The 20990-nt window shown below is 43.9% G+C and carries 18 protein-coding genes; 11 read left to right on the top strand and 7 right to left on the bottom strand.

Annotated elements, in window-relative coordinates; all coding sequences use genetic code 11:
* Positions 1 to 49: 49 nt before the first annotated feature.
* The 5 genes from PLE7327_RS25035 to rimO all read right to left on the bottom strand — a co-directional run bounded on the left by PLE7327_RS25035 (position 50) and on the right by rimO (position 5294).
* The gene (locus tag PLE7327_RS25035; RefSeq protein ID WP_015145759.1) at positions 50 to 223 is read right to left on the bottom strand and encodes a hypothetical protein; all 174 of its coding nucleotides are present in this window, start codon (positions 221 to 223) and stop codon (positions 50 to 52) included.
* Between the two features lie 33 nt (positions 224 to 256).
* Positions 257 to 874, bottom strand: a complete 618-nt coding sequence (locus tag PLE7327_RS20915; RefSeq protein WP_015145758.1) for a Uma2 family endonuclease — start codon at positions 872 to 874, stop codon at positions 257 to 259.
* Positions 875 to 1294: 420 nt separating this feature from the next.
* Positions 1295 to 2257, bottom strand: coding sequence for a hydroxymethylbilane synthase (hemC, locus tag PLE7327_RS20910; RefSeq protein ID WP_015145757.1), 963 nt, complete (start codon positions 2255 to 2257; stop codon positions 1295 to 1297).
* A gap of 200 nt (positions 2258 to 2457) precedes the next feature.
* On the bottom strand, positions 2458 to 3876 hold the full coding sequence (locus PLE7327_RS20905) for a DEAD/DEAH box helicase (RefSeq protein ID WP_015145756.1): 1419 nt from the start codon (positions 3874 to 3876) through the stop codon (positions 2458 to 2460).
* A 95-nt stretch (positions 3877 to 3971) separates the two neighbouring features.
* Positions 3972 to 5294, bottom strand: a complete 1323-nt coding sequence (gene rimO / locus PLE7327_RS20900; RefSeq protein ID WP_015145755.1) for a 30S ribosomal protein S12 methylthiotransferase RimO — start codon at positions 5292 to 5294, stop codon at positions 3972 to 3974.
* A gap of 192 nt (positions 5295 to 5486) precedes the next feature.
* On the opposite strand from rimO, the gene btpA reads away from it, so the two are divergent.
* The gene (btpA, locus tag PLE7327_RS20895; RefSeq protein ID WP_015145754.1) at positions 5487 to 6335 is read left to right on the top strand and encodes a photosystem I biogenesis protein BtpA; all 849 of its coding nucleotides are present in this window, start codon (positions 5487 to 5489) and stop codon (positions 6333 to 6335) included.
* 34 nt (positions 6336 to 6369) lie between these two features.
* Here the strand turns inward: btpA and PLE7327_RS20890 are convergent, their stop codons facing one another.
* Entirely contained in the window at positions 6370 to 7620 is a 1251-nt protein-coding gene (locus PLE7327_RS20890) for an RNA-guided endonuclease TnpB family protein (protein WP_041393677.1), read from the bottom strand.
* Between the two features lie 31 nt (positions 7621 to 7651).
* On the opposite strand from PLE7327_RS20890, the gene tnpA reads away from it, so the two are divergent.
* The 4 genes from tnpA to PLE7327_RS20870 all read left to right on the top strand — a co-directional run bounded on the left by tnpA (position 7652) and on the right by PLE7327_RS20870 (position 11584).
* Positions 7652 to 8065, top strand: coding sequence for an IS200/IS605 family transposase (tnpA, locus tag PLE7327_RS20885; RefSeq protein ID WP_015144594.1), 414 nt, complete (start codon positions 7652 to 7654; stop codon positions 8063 to 8065).
* Positions 8066 to 8182: 117 nt separating this feature from the next.
* Positions 8183 to 9172: a vitamin K epoxide reductase family protein gene (locus PLE7327_RS20880; RefSeq protein WP_015145753.1), complete on the top strand. Its 990-nt coding sequence runs from the start codon at positions 8183 to 8185 to the stop codon at positions 9170 to 9172.
* 178 nt (positions 9173 to 9350) lie between these two features.
* Positions 9351 to 10430, top strand: coding sequence for a uroporphyrinogen decarboxylase (gene hemE, locus PLE7327_RS20875; protein WP_015145752.1), 1080 nt, complete (start codon positions 9351 to 9353; stop codon positions 10428 to 10430).
* Positions 10431 to 10630: 200 nt separating this feature from the next.
* Entirely contained in the window at positions 10631 to 11584 is a 954-nt protein-coding gene (locus tag PLE7327_RS20870; protein ID WP_015145751.1) for an NAD(P)-dependent oxidoreductase, read from the top strand.
* Positions 11585 to 11596: 12 nt separating this feature from the next.
* Here PLE7327_RS20870 and PLE7327_RS20865 read toward each other — a convergent pair whose 3' ends face one another.
* Complete coding sequence (locus PLE7327_RS20865) at positions 11597 to 12859, bottom strand: MFS transporter (protein WP_015145750.1); 1263 nt, start codon at positions 12857 to 12859, stop codon at positions 11597 to 11599.
* A gap of 296 nt (positions 12860 to 13155) precedes the next feature.
* Between PLE7327_RS20865 and PLE7327_RS20860 the strand changes: the two genes are divergently transcribed.
* The 6 genes from PLE7327_RS20860 to PLE7327_RS20835 are packed head-to-tail and all read left to right on the top strand — an operon-like array spanning position 13156 to position 20913.
* Positions 13156 to 14346 (top strand): glycosyltransferase family 2 protein, encoded by a 1191-nt coding sequence (locus PLE7327_RS20860; RefSeq protein ID WP_015145749.1) that lies wholly within the window; start codon positions 13156 to 13158, stop codon positions 14344 to 14346.
* Positions 14347 to 14383: 37 nt separating this feature from the next.
* Positions 14384 to 15058, top strand: a complete 675-nt coding sequence (locus PLE7327_RS20855; protein WP_015145748.1) for a class I SAM-dependent methyltransferase — start codon at positions 14384 to 14386, stop codon at positions 15056 to 15058.
* Positions 15059 to 15063: 5 nt separating this feature from the next.
* On the top strand, positions 15064 to 16017 hold the full coding sequence (locus tag PLE7327_RS20850) for a lysylphosphatidylglycerol synthase transmembrane domain-containing protein (RefSeq protein ID WP_015145747.1): 954 nt from the start codon (positions 15064 to 15066) through the stop codon (positions 16015 to 16017).
* 29 nt (positions 16018 to 16046) lie between these two features.
* Positions 16047 to 17306 (top strand): DegT/DnrJ/EryC1/StrS aminotransferase family protein, encoded by a 1260-nt coding sequence (locus tag PLE7327_RS20845; RefSeq protein WP_015145746.1) that lies wholly within the window; start codon positions 16047 to 16049, stop codon positions 17304 to 17306.
* Between the two features lie 17 nt (positions 17307 to 17323).
* On the top strand, positions 17324 to 18904 hold the full coding sequence (locus tag PLE7327_RS20840; RefSeq protein WP_015145745.1) for an NAD(P)-binding protein: 1581 nt from the start codon (positions 17324 to 17326) through the stop codon (positions 18902 to 18904).
* A gap of 53 nt (positions 18905 to 18957) precedes the next feature.
* Positions 18958 to 20913 carry a hypothetical protein gene (locus PLE7327_RS20835; protein ID WP_015145744.1) on the top strand — a complete coding sequence of 652 codons (1956 nt, stop codon included), beginning with the start codon at positions 18958 to 18960 and terminating at the stop codon, positions 20911 to 20913.
* The last annotated feature ends 77 nt before the right edge of the window (positions 20914 to 20990 follow it).

The following is a 20990-nucleotide window of genomic DNA, read 5'->3' as shown; positions in this document are numbered from 1 at the left end:
ACTCTGACGATATATTTTAAAGGCACGCAACGCGCGTTTAGAACGCTAATTATTGAATAACCTCTTTCACAATTTTGAGAACATCATCATTAATATTTCGAGGAGCTTTTAAATAAAGTTTGTCCTTCTCGAGTTGTAAAACTTTTTCGATAATTTGTCGAACTTCTGGTGGAGCCGTTACGATAGGTTCTTGAACGCGATCGATATTGGAGTCGTTAGTCATTAGTAGTGGAGTGTCTTGCTCGTTAATCTTTATCTATTTATTTTGACGAATTTGTGCCCGAAATTCTAAGATTGATTCTAGGATATCGGTATGGGTTACATACTGTGATAATAGCTCCAAATCTAGATTTGGTAACAATTCACTAGCTGGAATTTTTTCGTATTCGTCTCCTCGCAGACAGTAAACCGAAAATCGATCGTTTTGCCAAAACCAGACTTCTCTAACACCTAGCTTTTTGTATACTGCCAACTTATCTACGCCACCACTGGTTACTACTACTTCAATAGCTAAATCTGGAATTTCTTTATCCATACCAATACAATAAGATTCATCTGGTTCCGTACCACCTTTTTTCTCTTCTTTACACAACGTCGTTGAACCAAGAGGAAAATATTGAATACGCCTTTCTTGAAAGTAGGCTTCTAGAAGAGAAGCAATTACTGATTTACTTCGTTCGTGGCGGCGACTAGGAGACATAATTTCTAAAATGCCGTCTAAATAAGTTACCCGATATCGAAGACTGTCGCCGAGTCTGTCAAGTAGCTTTTCATACTGTTCCCAGCTGACTCCTGTAGTAATAAATTTTTCCTCTGGATCGTCTATTTGAGACTCAAATTCATCTACAATATCTTTGAGTAAAATTGAAGTCATTGTTTTGTCCTTTGTCATTAGTCATTAGTCATTGTTTTTTGTTATGGCAATTTGTCGCCATTAGATTTTATTTCTTTCTTTTCTCTCTCTTTATGGATGCAGGGTTATTTCATTGTGACTTGATTTCACCAAGAAATAAATTTTTTGGAACCCAAATATCAAGTCCTATAAGACGAGATCTTGCACCCTTCTTAACAACTACTGTTGTAATTAACCGATCAAAAAGTCTTCTAAAGAAGACCCGATAGGAATTTCAGTCGATTTTAATCGAGTTGAGCTTTGAGCCTAGAACTTTAGTTCTAGGCGTTGATGCCAAAGGTGTAAGCTCTGAGTTTATAGTGATTATTATTCCGATATTAACGAAACCAACATCACTTGTCCTTTTTCAAGGACGAATGACCAATGACTAATGACTAATGACTAACCCCTCTCAATTTGCGCGAAAATTTCTGCCAAGATTTCCTCTGCGCCAGCGTTACGCACGCGGATAGCTAATTCGCGTCCCAATTGTTCGGCATCGCTGGGTTGACCGCTAATCGTATCCTTGACCAGATTTTTGCCATCCAAACTCGCTACCATTCCGGTCAAGGTGAGAGTATCGCCTTCGATTTTGGTATTGACTCCGATGGGAACTTGACATCCGCCTTCTAATTCTCTTAAGAAAGCCCGTTCCGCATAACAGCGATCGCGGGTTTGGGCATGTTCCAATACTTTCAGAACTTCCAGAACTTCTGCATCATCAGCGCGACATTCAATCCCTAACGCGCCTTGTCCGACGGCATGAAGCGAAATGTCAGAGGAAATAACCTGATGAATGCGATCGCCCATTCCCAATCGCTGCAATCCTGCAACTGCTAGAATAATTGCGTCGTACTCTCCCGCGTCGAGTTTAGAGAGTCTGGTATTGACATTTCCGCGCACATCCTTGAAAGTAAGGTGAGGGAAATGATGGCGCAATTGGGCCAAGCGCCGCAGCGAGGAGGTTCCAATCACAGCGCCTTCTGGTAAAGTCTCCAACTGCTTATCTTTGTGCTTTTCGTTGACAACTAAAGCATCGGCGGGGTTAACTCGTTCGGTGACGCAACCTAAAATTAAGCCTTCGGGTAACTTGGTGGGCAGATCTTTGAGAGAATGGACGGCTAGATCGATTTGCTTGTCGATCATTCCCACTTCGAGTTCTTTGGTAAATAGTCCCTTATCTCCAATTTTGGCGAGAGCGACATCGAGAATTTTGTCGCCTTGGGTACTCATGGTTTCAACTTCAAACTGCCTGTCGGGATAGTGTTTTTGAAGTTGTTCCTGCACCCAGTAAGTCTGAACGAGGGCTAATTGGCTTTTGCGAGAACCAATGCGAATGGTGCGGCTAGGACTAGAAACGGTCATAAAATGTATTGTTAGCGAAGCATCAATAAGGGACTCGATCTAGGGTATCGCAGTGCTTGACTGGAGTTAATAGCTCGTTCCCGTTCTTTCACAAAATAGTTACAACTTTTAATACTTTAAAAGCGGCGACATACATAACCTAATAATTTGCCAGGAACTTAAGTTCCTGGCTCTCGACTGTTTTCCCTTTAGTCGATGCGTTAGCGCAGTTGATTCTGAGAGACAGGCTTTCTGTCTGACGAGCGATTGTTTTTGTTGTATTTGCGCTTGAGATTGGGTTTGGGTAAGGGAGCTGCCGCAGGGACTTCCCAATCCGTTTTCATCCAATTGGGACAGTTTTGGTCGTACATCATTTGCAAAGCTGCTGCCGCGATTGCCTGCGGGTCGTATTCAGCGCTTAATTCCCGCACGAGGGGCAAGAAAGAAGCCATCCGTTCTCCTGCCAAAGACTCTTTAATCTGCGCTTGCAGTTTTTCTAAGCGCTTGGCTTCTACTTGAGAGCGAGTTGGAATGCGGCTGACTTCTATATTTTGGCGGAGGCGGCGTTCGATTTGCTTGAGCGCTCGGCGATCGATCGGCTCTACCAAAGCAATTGCCGTTCCTGTCTTACCTGCTCGTCCGGTGCGACCGATGCGGTGAATGTAGGTTTCTGTATTATCGGGCAGGTCGTAGTTAATCACGTGAGACAAATTCTCCACGTCCAGACCCCGCGCGGCAATATCAGTTGCTACCACTAAGCGAACCTTCCCTTCCCGGAAGCGCTGCACGAGTCTTTCCCGTTGAATTTGGCTGAGATCGCCATGATATTCATCGACGGATTGACCAGCTTCTTGTAGCTTGCTGGTCAGTTCGGCTGCCGTTTGCTTGGTACGTACAAAGATAATGGCAGATTCTGGATTTTCTATTTCTAGAATCGGTTGCAGGGCTTTGAGTTTCGTCCAGCCACGAGGAACCATATAAACATGCTGCTCGATTTTAGCGGGAGCTGCTTGCGGCTGTTCTACGGTGACGGTGACGGGAGATAGTAAGAATTGATTGACCAACTCGCGAATTTCTCGCGGCATAGTTGCTGAGAAACAAGCCGTCTGACGATTTGCTGGCGTCTGTTTGAGGATCTTTTTCACGTCGTCGATGAAACCCATGCTCAACATTTCATCGGCTTCGTCGAGTACGACAAAACGAAGTTGGTCTAAGATGAGTTTTTTGCGATCGAGCAGGTCAATAACACGTCCGGGAGTGCCTACGACGATCTGAACGCCTCGCTCCAGACTGCGGATTTGACGTTCGATCGATTGACCGCCATAGACGGTAAGAACGAAGAGTCGGCGATCGCCTGTAAAATCTTTAATCGCTTCGGCAACTTGTTGGGCTAATTCTCTGGTCGGCGTTAAAACTAATGCCTGCACGGCAGAATTTTGCGTATCGATCGCATCGAGGATTGGCAGCGAGTAGGCTGCGGTTTTTCCCGTTCCGGTTTGCGATTGACCGACAACATCGCGACCTTCTAGTAGCAGGGGAATTGCCTGGGCTTGAATATTTGTAGGATTGATAAAACCTAAATTTTCTAACTGTTTGACTCTAGTGTCTGATAATCCTAAGCTTTTGAAGGAAATAGTCATAATTAAGCGTGATTATTGGTTGATTATGCGTTCAAAATTGAAAATTTGACCTTAAACTCTCTATTTTTAGCGAATTTATGTCAGTTTAAGCCGTTTTATTCTTCCCAAGCAACTTCGCCATAGAGGTCGTAGATATCGGAATCGATAATCTTCACCGGCACGATTGAATTTAATGCCCCTTCTCCTCGAACGTAAACCACTCCGTCCACTTCCGGGGAAAAGCGCGCCGAACGTCCAATAAATTCGATCGTTTCAGGATTTTCTTGCTCGATGAGGACTTCAACGATTTGCCCGACGCAAGCGCGATTTTTCTTTTCGGAAATGGGTTGTTGCACTTGCATTAAAAGATCGCGCCTCTCCTCCATCACCTCCTGAGGAATTTGATTGGGCATGCTGTAGGCTGGTGTTTCTTCTTCCGGCGAGAAAGTAAAAACGCCTACGTGGTCGAATTCGTGGCGCTTGACAAAATCGACTAAATGGGCAAAATGCTCGTCGGTTTCTCCAGGAAAGCCGACGATAAAAGTCGTTCGCAAGATGGCTTCTGGAATCGAAGTTTTAATGCGTTCGATAATAGCATCGTTAACGCCCCCTTGCCAGGGGCGATTCATTGCTTTGAGAATATCTTGATGGGAGTGCTGTAAGGGTAAATCTAGATAGGGCAGAACGTTGGGTACCTCTCGAATAGCGTCGATAACTTTTGGAGTCAGTCCGGTCGGATAAGCATAGTGCATCCGAATCCAAGGAACGTCAACTTTTCCCAGCGCCCGCAAGAGTTCGGCTAGCTTTGGCTCTCCATACAAGTCTAACCCATAATTGGTTGTAATTTGGGAAATTAAGATTATTTCTTGTACGCCTTGATCGGCCAGTTGTTGGGCTTCTGTGACGATCGATTCGATGGAGCGCGATCGCTGGTTGCCTCGCAAATGGGGAATGATACAAAAAGCACAGCGATAGTCACACCCTTCAGCAACTCGCAGGTAAGCGACTCCTTCGTTTGTCGTGCGGTAGCGAGGGGTCGTTTCGTCGGCCATGTACGTCGGTCGGTCAGAAACTTCTTTGACTCGTTCGCCTGCCTCTGCTCGTTCGAGCACTTCAACGATTTTGTGATAATCTCCAGTTCCGATGATGGCAACAGCTTCCGGTAACTCTTCGAGTAGTTGTTCGCGGAAATGCTGCGCCATGCACCCGGAGATAATAATTTTCTTATCGGCTTCTGCTAGTTCGACTAAGGTACGAACGGACTCTTCTCTAGCGGCTTGAATAAAACTACAGGTATTGACGATAACGTAATCAGCTAAATCTTCGTTGGCGTCTACTCGATAGCCAGCTTTAGCCAGCAAGCCCAACATGTGTTCGGAGTCGATTCGATTTTTCTCGCAGCCCAAATGGGAAATGGCAATAGTTGGCTTGTTGCCCATTCGATTTAAAATTTAGAAAGAGTTGGCAATAATTTTCTCGCAATTTATTAAGATATTTTAACTGATTTTGGAAACGAGCGCAGATCTCGAAGTAAAAATTTCGCTCGCCATCCGAGTCCCATTCTCGATACAATTTTCTATTGGACATAAAGCAGATGGCAGATAAACAGTCGGTGCATTAGGTAGATTTCAGTGAACTTAACCCAAATTTTTAACACCCCCAATCCAATTATCGGCGTTGTTCATCTGTTGCCGTTGCCCACCTCGGCGCGTTGGGGGGGCAGCCTGAAAGCGGTTATCGAGCGAGCAGAACAGGAAGCAACCGCATTAGCGGCCGGAGGCGTAGACGGAATTATAGTCGAAAATTTCTTTGACGCTCCCTTTGCGAAAGATTGCGTCGATCCGGCAGTGGTGAGCGCGATGACGTTGATTGTCGATCGCATTATGAATTTGGTAGTCGTGCCAGTAGGGATCAATCTATTGCGCAACGATGCCAAAAGTGCCCTCGCGATCGCGTCTTGCGTCAACGCTCAATTTATCCGCGTCAACGTGCTTACCGGAGTAATGGCGACCGATCAAGGACTCATCGAAGGACAAGCCCATCAACTGATGCGCTACCGTCGAGAACTGGGCGCTGACGTAGCGATTCTAGCAGACGTACTCGTCAAACACGCCCGTCCTTTGGGAATGCCTAATCTGACGACAGCCGTCCAAGAAACCATCGAACGGGGTTTAGCCGATGCAGTCATTCTTTCCGGCTGGGCAACGGGAAGTCCACCGAGTTTCGAGGACTTAGAACTGGCAACTACTGCGGCAAAGGGAACCCCCGTTCTCATCGGCAGCGGCGCGACGTGGGAAAATATCGGTCAACTGATGAAAGCTGCCGACGGCGCGATCGTTGCTAGTTCCCTTAAACGAAACGGAAAAATTACCGAACCCATCGATCCGATTCGAGTCGCTCAGTTTGTCGAAGCGGCGCGCCAAGTCGCGGCCGCCAAAGAAAAATTTAAATCTGTAACTTCTGTTAAGCTAACTCAGTGAGACATTGATGAACTACCTACGGACTTCGCTTGCGCTACCTCCGAGGTTTCTGACGCTTCACCTGCTGAACTTTCCTAAACCCTCCACAATGCTGTGGGGTCTTAGAAAGAGGTTCAGCATCAGCGTTTGAGAGGCTAGTTCCTAACCCCAAAGCGTAATTGAGCATTACCATTGATGCTGCCACATCACGAGCCGCAGTGAAGTTGCAGTTTTCACAATGATGCACACGCTCGGCTAACTCTTTTTTCTTTTTGTAACCACACCGAGGGCAAGTTTGGGATGGTGCAATTTTGAGAGGTACTTCAACAAATACCCCACTACATTCACTGAGCTTAGATCTGATTAGTGAAGTTAGATTGCCAATCCCAACATCTAACAGCGAGCTATTGAGTCCTGTTTTTTGATGTTTTCTTTGGCTGCCCTTGTTTGCTTTACGAGTCATCCCTTTGATGTTCAACTTCTCAGTAGCTACCAGTGAATTACTCTTTCCTATCTGTGTAGCTACTTGATGTTGCCAATCTTGTCTTTGATTGGTCACTTTACTTTGAAGTCTACTAATTTGTTTCCTGGCTTTTCTCCAACGTTTAGATGCTTTAATCTTCTTTTTGAAATTAGGCGCACGCTTGCGACGCAATCTCTTAGATAATTGCTTTATTTTTTGTTGAGTTTTGGCTAAAAATTTCGGAGGAGCAATTATTGTTCCATCTGAACAAGCAATAGCGTGGTGAGTACCAAAATCTAAACCTATAGCACCAGTGCTAGTTTCTCGTTTTGGTTCGCAGTTTACAGTGATTGAAGCATACCATTTACCTGGTTTCCAGATGATTGTACAAGTTGTTGGTGTCCCCCAAGTTCTAGCTTTACCTCTCATCTGAATTTGTCCTAAATTAGACAATTCCAGGTAGCCGTTATCGCCTGATGTATGCGCTTTCCATCCACTTATTCCTGGATAAGTCCGACCACGATCATGTCGTGCAGACTTGAATTTTGGGTATCCACTCAATCCACGGAAAAAACGTTGAAAGGCATAGTCAACACCCTTTACCGTTGCCTGTAAAGCTTGCGCACCTAATTCTTTATATTCAGGCCAACATTCTTTGAAATCTGGCAGAATATTTTGCTGGTCATAGTAGCTAATAGAATTCCCAAAACGCTGATATTCTGTCTTTCTGTGGTAAAGACAGGCCTTGAACAAATCTTTATGAAGTCGTCGCCAATAATGCAATTTCGACTCCTGAGATTTAGTTGGATATAAGCGAAAGGTGGTTCTACGTGTTACTCTCATGGGTGCGAGCGTACCATTCACTTAACGCCCAGTGCAACCTTTGCTCAGAAAGAGTTCTCATGCTCTATTTTGTATTCACTTGCATATTGTATTGGTAACGAAGTATCGAGGCAAGGTGATTACTTCTGAAATTCTCACTAGAATGCAAACAATTTTCACGGAGCTCTGCGAACAACAAAAAAGCATTTTGATTGAGTTCAATGGCGAAGAAGACCATGTTCATTTATTGGTCAGTCTGTCTCCAGACAACCAGATTTCTGAGTTTGTAAAAGTTCTTAAAGCGTCATCAAGCAGACTAATTCGCAAGGAGTTCAAGTCTCATGTTGACAAATACTACTGGAAACCTGTTTTTTGGTCTAGCTCATACTTGGTCAATTCCAGTGGCGGAGTATCGCTTGATGTTTTGAAAAAATCTATCAAGCAACAAGATTCTCCGCGTAGCTAACTATATCCTGCCCTTGCTTTCATCCCCCAGTTCCGTTTCCCTGCACTGGGGGACTTCCCGCAAGGATGTTAAAATCGCTGATAGTTAAAAGCCACTACCGATAACTGGTAACTGACTATGAGTCGCCGACGTACTCTTCCCTGGATTCATCGTTGGTCGCGTCCAATCATTGGCGCGATCGCTATTGTTGGAGCGATCCTCACCGCCTATTTAACCATCACAAAATTAACAGGCGGAGACGTTGCCTGCACCGCTGAGGCTGCCCAAGCGGCAGGGGGCTGTAAAGACGTGCTAGATAGCGCCTATGCCTATCCGTTCGGTCGTTCTGGACCACCTCTGTCCCTCTTTGGCAGCCTCGCCTATATCGGTATGGCGACCTTTGCTTTGAGTCCGTTGTTTGTTAGCCCAGAAACCAACAAAGGACTGAGGAAACAACTAGAAGACTGGACTTGGCTGCTCTTACTGATAGGCGCAACGGCAATGACAGTTTTCAGCGGCTATTTAATGTTTATTCTAGCCACCGAACTCAAAACCCCCTGTCCGTATTGTATAGGTTCCGCCATATTTTCCCTCAGTTTGTTGGTGCTAACCATTGTCGGGCGCGAATGGGAAGAGTTAGGGCAAATTGTTTTCACCGCAATTATCGTTGGAACTATAACGATTGTGGGAACTTTAGCCGTATACGCTAATGTCGATACCCTTCCAACCGCACAAGGGGGACGCATTCCCATTCCCCAAGCGAAAACCAATCCTCAACCCCCCTATGGCTGGAAAATCACCACAACTTCTGGAGAAGCAGAAATTGCCCTGGCAAAACATTTAAAAGCCATCGGCGCGAAAGAGTACGGGGCATTTTGGTGTCCTCACTGCTACGAACAAAAACAGCTACTAGGACAAGAAGCCTTCCAAGAAATTAACTATATCGAGTGCGATCCCCAAGGCAATAATCCACAACCTCAAGCCTGCGCCGATGCCAAGATTCAGTCTTTCCCAACTTGGGAGATTAACGGGAAGATGCATCAAGGCGTTAAATTACCGGAAGAATTAGCCGAGCTTTCGGGCTATCAAGGTCCAACAAACTTTAAGTATACGATGCTGGGACGGTAAACAACACCGATCTTTAGACAATCTTTAGACAAAACGAACTCAGCCCGCTCAGGCGGGCTATTTTATTCTTGGGAAGATTTTGTCGAGACGGGAATCAACAATGATAAGCTAAACGAATGTGCCACACAGACACATAAAATGCCCCGATAACACAAAATTTTTTTGGTTAGGAGATTATATGGCTGGGTCAACGGAGATACCCTATCTTTTAAGAGCAGCACGTGGCGAAGCAGTAGACCGTCCTCCCGTGTGGATGATGCGGCAGGCGGGGCGCTATATGAAAGCCTATCGAGATTTAAGAGAGAAGTATCCTTCTTTTCGCGATCGCTCGGAAATCCCAGAAGTGGCGATTGAAATTTCTCTGCAACCTTGGAAAGCCTTCCAGCCAGACGGCGTAATTTTGTTTTCCGATATCGTCACGCCTTTGCCTGGTTTGGGCATCGACATGGATATTGCCGAAGGGAAAGGACCGATTATTCACGCTCCCATACGCACATCCGAACAAGTCGATAACCTACGTTCCCTCGAACCAGAAGAGTCTCTACCGTTTATCAAAACTATCTTACAGGCTCTGCGCTCCGAAGTTGGCAATCAATCTACAGTTTTAGGCTTTGTGGGTGCGCCTTGGACGCTAGCGGCTTATGCAGTGGAAGGAAAAGGTTCCAAAACCTACTCCATCATCAAAAGCATGGCATTCTCAGACTCAACAATACTGCATCGGTTGCTCGGAAAACTTGCAGATGCGATCGCAACCTATGTCCGCTACCAAATTGACTGTGGCGCTCAGGTAGTACAAATGTTTGATTCGTGGGCAGGTCAATTATCTCCGCAAGATTATGATACCTTTGCCCTTCCCTATCAAAAGCGGGTATTCGAGCAGGTGAAGCAAACCCATCCAGATACGCCCTTAATTCTTCTCGTTAGCGGCAGCGCAGGCCTGCTGGAGCGAATGGCTCTCTCAGGCGCAGATGTTGTCACGGTAGACTGGACGGTGGATATGGCAGAGGCGCGGGCAAGATTGGGCAAGCAGGTGAAAGTCCAGGGAAATCTCGACCCCGGCGTGCTATTTGGCTCTAAGGAATTTATTCGCGGTCGCATTTTTGACACCGTTAAAAAGGCTGGTAACTGGGGACACATTCTCAATCTCGGTCATGGCGTTCTCCCAAACACGCCAGAAGAAAATGTGGCTTACTTCTTTGAGACGGCAAAACAAGTTAGATACGAAGAAGCGAAATATGCAGTCGGAAGTATCAGTTGACGAGGAATTTTGGACTTTGGATTAAGGTCTTCTGGGACAAGCCATTTGTACATAGTTTCTTAAGATAAAACCTCAAACTTCTCTTTCCCAGGCTGCTGCCTGGGAACAATGGTTAGAGGGCTGTTGTCTTTAGTCCAAATCGCGCGCGTCGATGCTACAGGAGAAAATATTAAAATTTAAACGGCAAAATTAATCTTTATATGCGAATTTTTTTAACAGGTGCGAGTGGCTGTATCGGTCACTATCTGGCGGAGGCACTAATTCAGGAAACTAAACACGAACTATTTTTATTAGTTAGAAATCCAAATAAGCTGAAATTTGATTATAAGGCGCGTCCTGGAATAGCGATTTTACAGGGAAATTTGCAAGAGATCGAAAACTATAGCGAGTTGCTTAAAACGATAGAAGTTGCTATTTTAGCAGCTACCAGTTGGGGTGGAGCCGTTGAATCATTTGAAATTAACGTTCTCAAAACGATCTGCTTAATCGAGTTGCTCGATCCAAAGATATGCGAGCAAGTCATTTACTTTTCTACAGCTAGTATTTTGGATAGTAACAATAATTTGCTCAAAGAAGCAGGCGAAATCGGAACCGATTATATTCGCACCAAATATGAATGTTATTCTCGATTATCTAAACTTGCATTGGCATCTAAAATTACCAAAGTATTTCCCACTTTAGTATTCGGAGGAGATGAAAATAAACCCTATTCTCATATTGCCGCTGGTTTGCCCGATGTTGTTAAGTGGATAGGCTTAATTCGTTGGTTTAAAGCAGACGGCAGCTTTCACTTCATCCACGCACGAGATATCGCTCAAATCATTAGATATTTAGTCGATAATCCTCCATCTGAGGCATCTAACAGGCAATTTGTCTTAGGATATCAACAGACAACCGTTAATGAAGCTATAGAAGAAATTTGTGCTTATTTTAATAAAAGAATTTATTTTCGCATTCCTTTATATGTTTGGTTGGCTAATTTTTTTATAGCTGTATTTCGGGTTCAAATGGCTGCTTGGGATAGGTTTCTTCTTAATAATCGGCATTCTACTTATCAAAATATCACTAGCCCTGAAAGCTTTGGCTTAATGAATTATTGTTGTACGGTGACGGATATTTTAAAAACTCGTGGAATTTCTCAAACAGGAATATAGGGAGAATTTGAATTAATCTAAAGCATAAAGATCCTTTCCTTTACCGAAAGCAAAGCGAAGAGAATCGCTCAAGTTTTTGTTGCATAGGGTAATAAATAATGCTAAGGAGATCGAGGCTAAACTAATCCCCATAGAAAATACGCCTCGATAGCCTATAATTGCTGCTAAGGCTCCTAGAATTGGACCCGCAAGCGCGATCCCGACATCAAACCCGCCAATACAAACCGCATAAACTTTTCCGCGTTCGCCGTCGTAAGAACGATCCGAAAGTAAAGCAATCGTCATGGGAATCAGCACGCCGCCTCCCGCCCCTTCTAAAATTGCAGCAAGAATAAACAAAGACGGCGTGGTCGCGGAGCTTAAGCTTAATAGTAGCATCGATAGGCTATAGCAGGTTAAACTAGCTGTGATGAATAGTCCTCGACCGTAGCGATCGCTTGCTCTACCGACAAAAATGCGGACGGAAAAACTAGCGATCGCGGCTGCCGTATAAAATAATCCTGCATTCAAATCGAGCTTGATCTCTCGAATAAATAGTGGTAAGAATGATGCTAGCGTTCCAAACAACAAGCCAACAAGCAACATAATTAAGGTTAGCACCAGAAAAGAAGGAGCCATGAAAATTTCCCAAAACTTTCGACTTTGAAGTGGAGTGAATTCATCTTCTAGTTGCTTAGAAGAGATAGTTTGCTGACTGTCTTGTGTTATTCGACTGGCTAAGACAAAACCCAAAAAACCCAAACTGGCAGAAACCAAAAATAGAGGCGTATAACCGACGGAAGCTTGCAAATATCCCCCCAAAGCGGGACCGATTGCCATACCGATAGGAACGGCTAAACTCATGTAACCGATTAACTCGCCTCGTTGCTTCACGGGCGATATGTCTACTACTAAAGCGCTATATCCCGTTGTAAACGCAGCAATACTAATCCCGTGAAACGCTCGTATTGCCATTAAAGGGTAAATAGATTCCACGAACAGATAACCCAATGGTGCAATCCCGCCGACCACAGTTCCAATTAGCACGACTACCTTACGACTTTTTTGGTCTGCTAATTGTCCCAACCAAGTTCGGGAGAGCAACAGACCAATCGCAAAACAGCCCATTACTATTCCCACCTGCTGCGGCGTTCCGCCAAGATCCTCAACATAGGCGGGCAAAGTTGGCAGCAAGGTAGTGATACTCGTCCAAAAGAATAGACCAGTCGCAAATAAAACGAGCAGATTGCTCAGTTGTTCTGGTTTTAGTGTCTTAAAAGTTTTAAGAGCTTTCACGGGTTAGACGGGTTCTAGAACGCTAAAAAATTCTTTAATTTACATAATTTTAATAAATCTTCAAATATCTTAACCACTCTTGACTAAATAAAATCCGTCACTATACTGAACTTGTTGACTACTTTACTCCAGCATAAGTAACAAATTTTCTAGTTTTTTTGGATATTTATCTAGATTTATCCGCAATTTTGACGGTCTGAATTGATTCAGAGGTTTAGCGAGTAAAGTTAAAATTCTTCAATAGCGCAAGATTTACTTCGCATTAGCTCGTAATAGCGAGCCAGGTTGAATAAATCATGATAAATCACTTAAATTTCAGCCAGTCGCCTGACAGTAAAACTCTCTCTCCCGAACTTTCTATTGTCATGCCTTGCTTAAATGAAGCAGAAACTCTAGCCACCTGCATTAAGAAAGCTCAGCAATACTTAGACCAACACCAGATTGCTGGTGAAATTGTCGTTGCTGATAACGGCAGTACTGACGGCTCGCAGGAGATTGCTATTCGCATGGGTGCTCGCGTCGTTTATGTCGAGCAGAAGGGATATGGTAGCGCCCTGCGGGGTGGAATTGCTACCGCCAAGGGCCAGTATATCATCATGGGCGATGCCGACGATAGTTACGACTTTACTCAGTTAGCTCCCTTTCTCGAACAACTGCGTGCAGGTCACGACTTGGTGATGGGAAATCGCTTTCAAGGCGGCATCAAACCAGGGGCGATGCCGCCTTTGCACAAATATTTAGGAAATCCCGTGCTGACGTGGGTAGGGCGACTATTTTTTGCCAGTCCCTGCGGCGATTTTCACTGCGGACTGCGGGGTTTTAGAAAAGACGCGATCGCAGCACTCGACTTGCGCACCACTGGGATGGAATTTGCCAGTGAAATGGTGGTTAAAGCCACCCTGCATAAGATGAAAATTACTGAAGTCCCGACCACGCTCTCTCCCGACGGTCGCAGCCGTCCTCCGCACCTGCGTAGCTGGCGAGATGGTTGGCGGCATTTGCGTTTCCTGCTGCTCTACAGTCCGCGCTGGCTGTTTCTCTATCCTGGCGCACTGCTGATGCTTCTGGGTTTAGTCGTCGGACTTTGGCTTTTACCAGGACCGAGAGGACCCTTCGACATCCACACGCTCTTGTTCGCAGCGACGGCAATTCTGGTGGGCTTCCAAGCCGTTCTTTTCGCCGTATTCACCAAAATCTTTGCGATTAGCGAAGGACTACTACCTGAAGATCCCCGATTGAGCAGGTTATTTCGCTATATCGACTTAGAGAAAGGACTGATTGTCGGCAGTCTGCTTTTGTTAGCCGGAATAGGGGGTTCTATCTATGCTTTTGGCATTTGGGGAACCCAAGATTTTGGCGTACTCGACCCTTCCAAGACGATGCGAATCGTTATCCCGGCAGTGACTTCGCTGTCGCTTGGTTTTCAGATCGTTCTATCGAGCTTCTTTTTGAGCGTACTAGGATTAAAGCACCGAGAAATTGCTTGATTTTTCAGTAAACCTGACTACTAGAACGGCTTAGCTTATGACTTCCTCGACCTATAAAGAAAGCCCTTACATCGGACCTAAAATTGGCGGTTTTGCTACCAAACTCTCTTGGTACGCTCGTCAAAAAATGTTTGAGTCGCTGATGCAAGTAGCCCGTGTAACGCCAGAAACCACAGTGTTGGATGTGGGAGTCACTTCAGATCGTCGCGAAGATTGCAATTTTTTTGAGCGGCTCTATCCCTATCCTCAAAGCCTTACAGCTTCGGGAATGGAGGACGCATCATTTCTAGAGCAAGATTACCCAGGACTAAAATTCGTACAAGCCAATGGGCTGAATTTGCCATTTGCCGATAAAAGCTTCGATCTGGTCGTCAGTTTTGCAACCATCGCCCATGTAGGAAGCCGCGAAAAACAAAAAGCTTTCGTTCGCGAACTCTGTCGCGTCGGACGGACTTGTTTCATTACTACGCCAAACCGCTGGTATCCAGTCGATTTAGTCACGGGGTTTCCCCTGATTCACTGGCTGCCTCCTGCTTGGTTTCGCCAAATTCTGACCTGGGTCGGTCAGGATTTTTGGGCTAGGGAAGAGCATTTTAATATCCTCTCGGAAAAAGACATGTTAAGTTTTTTTCCAGCGGATGTTAAAGTGACTAAAAAACATTTCCGGCTCTTTGGTCCGATATCAAACCTGTTATATTACGTTGAAACTTAAAACTTATGACCATCGGTCATTGGCGTAATTTTGCCCGTGGAGCGATCGGAATTGCGATCGGCGCAGCTTTTTTATGGCTTGCCCTGCGCCAAACCAGTTTGGAGCAAGTAAGCACGATTCTCTCCCAATCTAATGTGGGATGGCTGTTTATTTCGCTTGGTTTCTACGTTGCCGATCTTTGGCTGAGAGGATCGCGTTGGCGCGTCTTGCTCCAGGATGTCAAAACTCTCTCGCTTCAATCTGTCGCAATCGCGCTGATAGTGGGATATGCAGCCAACGTCGTTTTGCCTGCTCGCCTGGGCGAATTAGTCCGAGCAGATTTTGCTGGGCGGCGCTATCGTCTGTCCCGTTCTGCAATTGTCGGTTCTATTTTGGCAGAGCGAGTCTTAGATGGTCTGATCGTCGTACTTTGCTTGGTTCTGGGACAGTTATTTATTCCCGATCATCCACTCCTAAGCAGTCTTACGGCAGTCAGCGCCCTACTTTTTATCGGTATTTTTATCGCCCTTTTGCTTTTGGGGAAAAAGTCTGGGTCGGCAAAGGATTGGTTTGACCGTTTTCCGTCTGCTATTTCTAGCCGCGTAGAAAGTTTTCGCCAAGGCTTGAGCGTGATGCGCGGAGTTGGCGCGGTGCGGGTTGTCAATCTTTCTCTCATTATTTGGCTGCTGGAGGCGCTTGTTATTTGGGCGGTATTAAAGGCGGTTAATGTATCTCTGGGTGTATGGGAAATGCTGCTGGTAACGGGCGTGACTAGCTTGAGTTCTCTCATTCCATCTGCTCCCGGCTTCGTCGGCACCTATCAGTATGCTTTCGCTTTCACGTTGGGCTTATTGGCTTACAAGCCTGCACAGGGCATTGCCGCAGCAACGGCTATCCAAGTTTTTCTGATGGGGAGCTTGGTAGTAGTAGGGCTGGGACTCTATATGTATCTAAATCTAGTCAAACCCGATCGCTCCTAAATACGTTTACCTCGTGAGGCATATTAACGATGTTAACTTTTGCACCCAATCCTCGATATCGAATTTACACTAATCGAAATAGCTATCTTTTCTTGTTAGAAGATTTACTACTGAGAAAACGCTCTCAGGAAGACCGCAAAGAAATTGAAATTCTGGAAAAAGAACTCTGTAGCAGATTTGGCACCGAGTATGCGGTCTGCGTCCCTCAGAATCGGGTAGGCGTTTACCTCACCGTCAAGGCGCTGATAAAGCCAGGTCAGGAAGTCATCATGTCTCCCTACACGATTGTCGATATCACCAATATGGTGATTAGTGCGGGTGGTCGTCCGGTATTTGCCGACGTTGACCGCGAGACGTGTAATATCTCCGTTGCCGAAGTCGAACGCCTTATCAATCCCAATACGGGGGCAGTTTTGATTACTCACCTACACGGGCTGGCTGCCGAGGCGCACCGGATTAAAGAAATCTGCGATCGCTTTAACGTTCCTTTGATTGAAGATTGCGCCCAGGGATTTGGCACCAGAGAGCAGGGAAAGCCAGTAGGCGCGATCGGGGATGCAGGCGTATTCAGCTTTGGCATGTACAAAAATATCAATGCCTGGCTAGGAGGAGCCGTAATTTCCAATCGCCAAGATGTCATTGAAAAAATCCGTACCGAGTTAGCGAGTTTTGCCTATCCTCCCGTACCATATTTATTTCAAAAAGTCAAGTCAGGCTTGTTGGCCGACATTGCCACTAATCCCCTTGTTTTTAAATTATTTACCTACTGGATTTTTCGATTTGGCTTCCTCAACGATATTGAATTTATCAATAAAATTGTCCGCATCGAACTCGATGCGAGTCGAAAAGATAAACTTCCCGAATCATATAAATCTCAGTTTACTTCCTTTCAAGCTCGCCTTGCCTTATCTCAGCTCGACAAGATCGATCGCGATAGCAAGGTGAGGATTGAAAATGGTCTGACTTATTATGAGGGACTCAAAGATCTTAAGGAATTAATTATCCCTCCCGATCGCCGCGATTTTTCCCATATTTATACCTATTTCCCGATTCAATATGCCAAAAGAGACGAGCTTCTCAAGTTCATGATGAAGCATTGTCGCGATGTGGCGGCTCAACATTATCACAATAACGCCGATTTATCAGCATTTAAAGAATTTTATCGCGATTGCCCCAATGCAAGGCACGTCTCTGAGGAGTTAATCTTTTTACCAACCTATCCCCGGTATTCTCGCTCTGAAGTGGAAAAGAATATTGCAGTTATACGCAAATATTTTGGTCTGAATTAGATAAAGGAGATTCTGGTGTGAGATATGTCATTGGCTCTGGTCCTGCCGGAGTAGCTTGTGCCCATGCGCTAGTCCAAAAAGGTTTGGATGTGACAATTATTGACGCTGGTTTAGAGCTAGAACCTGAGCGAAGAGAAGTTGTCGAGCAATTAAGTAAAAGTCAATCCCAAGAGTGGGATGCGGCTCGCCTAAATTTTATCCGCCAAGGGATGGCGATTGAAAGCAAGGGCGTTCCTCTCAAACTTATTTATGGTTCCGACTTTCCCTATCGCGAAACCGACAAATATATTCCCATCGTTCAAGAGGGAGTTGAAAGCAATCCCTCTTTAGCAAAAGCAGGTTTAAGCAATGTGTGGGGAGCGGGGCTTCTCCCTTATTTACAATCGGACATAGCAGACTGGCCGATTTCAACTGCCGACTTAGCACCACACTACGAATCCGTGCTCTCATTCATGCCTTTCTCGGCAGTCAAAGACGATCTAGAATCGCTTTTTCCCTTGTACGGTAGTAACTACCAAAAACTATGTCCGAGCAAACAGGCGATAGCACTGATTGAAGATTTGAAGCGAAACCAAAATAGACTCGAAGCGCAAGGGTTTAAATTCGGCTATTCTCGCCTAGCCATTCGTACCCAACCCAAGACAAATGACTTCGGGTGCGTCTACTGCGGGTTATGCATGTATGGCTGTCCTTATGGTTTAATCTACAATACTTCATCGACCCTAGAACAACTCAAACAAGCTAAAAACTTTAATTACATTAAAGATGTCGTCGTTCAAAAGATAGTTGAATCAAACGGGAGCGCAACAATCGTTGCTCGCTCTAGAATAACTGACGAATCGTTGAATTTTGAAGCTGAAAAAGTGTATTTAGCCTGTGGAGTTTTGTCAACCACTAAAATAATTCTTGAATCTTTGCAAGCTTACGATCGCGCTTTGTCGATTAAAGATAGCCAATATTTTCTCCTACCATTTCTTCGCTATAAAAATATAAAGGATATAGTCAATGAAAAACTTCATACTCTAGCACAAGTTTTTATTGAATTATTCGATAAAAGTTTAAGCGAGCATACTATTCATTTAGGAATTTATACATATAACGATCTATATTTATCGTTCATTCAGAAAATAACGGGTTCTCTATATCCACTTTTTAAGATTCCAACAGAAGAACTACTCGGTAGGTTGATGGTTATACAGGGATATCTCCATTCAGATATTTCACCAACTATTTCGGTACGATTAGAAAAAAATAGCGGTGAATCTACGAGCAAATTGATTCTCAGTGCTAATCAAAACGATCTGACTAAAAAAGTTATCAGAGGAGTTATCGCTAAGCTATTGAGTCAGCAAAAATATCTGAAGGGAATTCCGATCCCGCAATTGTTACGCATCGCCAAAGCTGGAAGAAGTTTCCATAGCGGCGGCGTTTTTCCCATGAGATTAAATCCCTCAGATTTTGAAAGCGATATTCTGGGACGACCGCTGGGGTTTGAAAAGGTTCATGTCGTAGACGCTACAGTTTTTCCTTCTATTCCAGCAACAACTATCACTTTAACTGTCATGGCGAATGCTCACAGAATTGCATCCAATAGCTAAAGAAAAAAAGACAATAATAGATTTCTTTTTGCTTGGATCGGAACAAAAAAATAATGAATATTCTCAATCGCGCTATAGCAGTAACTTCATATTTATTCGCCTTTACCTGGGGAACTTTTATTTTTTTATCTTTTATTGGTTGGGGAGGAGCCATTAATCGCTTCCTTTTTCCTAGGAACCAAGTTGATTGGGGACAAAGAGCAGCTTGGGGGATGGCTTTTAGTGTTTGTGTCGGCGGAGTATTAAATCTTACTTGGACTATTTCGCGCACAACAATTTTAATTTACTTGGGAGCAGGTTTTCTTAATTGTCTAGTCGATTTTTACCAAAATAGACGATCATTGAGAAATTTTTTCAATCGGGTACGCAACTGTTTCCAAGATAAGCTATTTATTCTTGGCGTTTTTATCGTTTTCTTACTGATTTTAGTAGAGTGTACTGGCTGGGTGCGTACTCATATATTTGAACGCAGCGATGATTACCAAGGCTATTTAGTCTTTCCTCAGAAGATGCTCCAGATAGGATCTATCGGAGCCGATCCTTTTAACGAAAGAAGAATGGTTGCGTTAGGAGGACAATCATTCTTACAAACTCTCGTTCTTAGTATGCTTGAAACTCAAAATTTGAATCTTATCGATCCGGGAATTGCTTTAGTCATATCCCTAGGGATTCTGATAGGTTATCTCAGAAAAAAACATATATCTAAGTATCTCTCTATTTTTCTACTTATCGTCTTTCTGATTCTTCCTTATCCCAAGCCGAATATTTCAAGTACTGTAACTCCTGTTGCTCTTTTTTTGAGTTTTTTTGTTTTGCTTGATTGCGATGACTTAAAATCAAACATTTTTTTTTCTAAGGCTTTGATTATAGCAATTATTGCAGCAGCAATCTGCTCGTTAAAAGCTAGTCTGATTCCAACTTGTAGCCTTTTATTTTTTTCTAGTTATTTTTTTTATATTCTTGGTTCTGGAAGGCAATGCAAAACAGCAATCTATGAATTTATTATCTCGTTTATATTAGTGTTTGTATTTCTTTTGCCTTGGATGATATCAATGTACCAATCATCAGGAACTTTATTATATCCACTTTTAGGCAAAGGCTATCATGGATCTGTATATGGTACTTATCTATCACCTTCAAGCGAGCTAACATTTTCTAGCTCAATTCAAATTATTATTAGATTAATATTTTGGATTTATTTTTTTGTTTTTATAGTACTTGGCTTGTTGTGCTTTTTATTCCTACCGCAGTTTGTTAATAAACGGGGCTTGATTCCTTCTTTAATAATTAGCGTTGGATTAGGAACGATAGTGGTAACTTTATCTGCTGGAGGTTCATCTAGCAGCTTCTATCGCTATCCATTTCCTTTTCTTTATACGGCAATATTTATATTGCTAATCAATGCTTGTGCTAACCCAGAAGATACAAATAAAAACAAGGTTTCGGCTTCCAGTTTTTTGCTTATTGCTATGCTGATGCTCGGTTTGCTCATAGGAGGTAGCGATGCAATTAGTCATGTTAACTGGCAGAGGTATGCAAACTTATTAATTGGCAATATCAGAGTGGGATTAAGTAATAGGCCGTTAGTTTCCGCTCAAGAAATTGAGCAATATCTCAAAATGCAGCAATCTATTCCAGAGTCGACAACTATTTTAGTCAGACTAGAAAAACCTTTTCTCCTGAATTTTAAGCGGAATCAAATTTTTGTAGTTGACTGGCCTGGTGGAGCTAGTCCCCCGCCAGGGATGCCTTTCTTTCAAGGAAGTGAAGTTTTAGCTGACTATCTAGTTTCAAAATCTATAAAATATGTGGTTTATTCTTATGCAAAAGAAGCAGGTTTTCCACGCCAGCAAGCTATAGAGTCACTCAAGCCAAACGTACATGTTTGGTTCCGAACAATTGCTCACCATACTTTAGATTTTCAAGATAATCTCATAAAACTGAGCAAGACTAGAAAGAAAATATACGATGACGGCGACATTTTTATTCTCGATCTTTTAAATTATTAAAGTAAAAAAAATAAGTTTTTTTTAAAATTTAACTCAAGAATTATTACAAACTTGGTTATTAAATAGGAGTGAAATAA

The organism is Pleurocapsa sp. PCC 7327 (assembly GCF_000317025.1).
Lineage (GTDB): Bacteria > Cyanobacteriota > Cyanobacteriia > Cyanobacteriales > Microcystaceae > Hydrococcus.
This window is presented reverse-complemented; position numbering and strand designations above follow the sequence as displayed.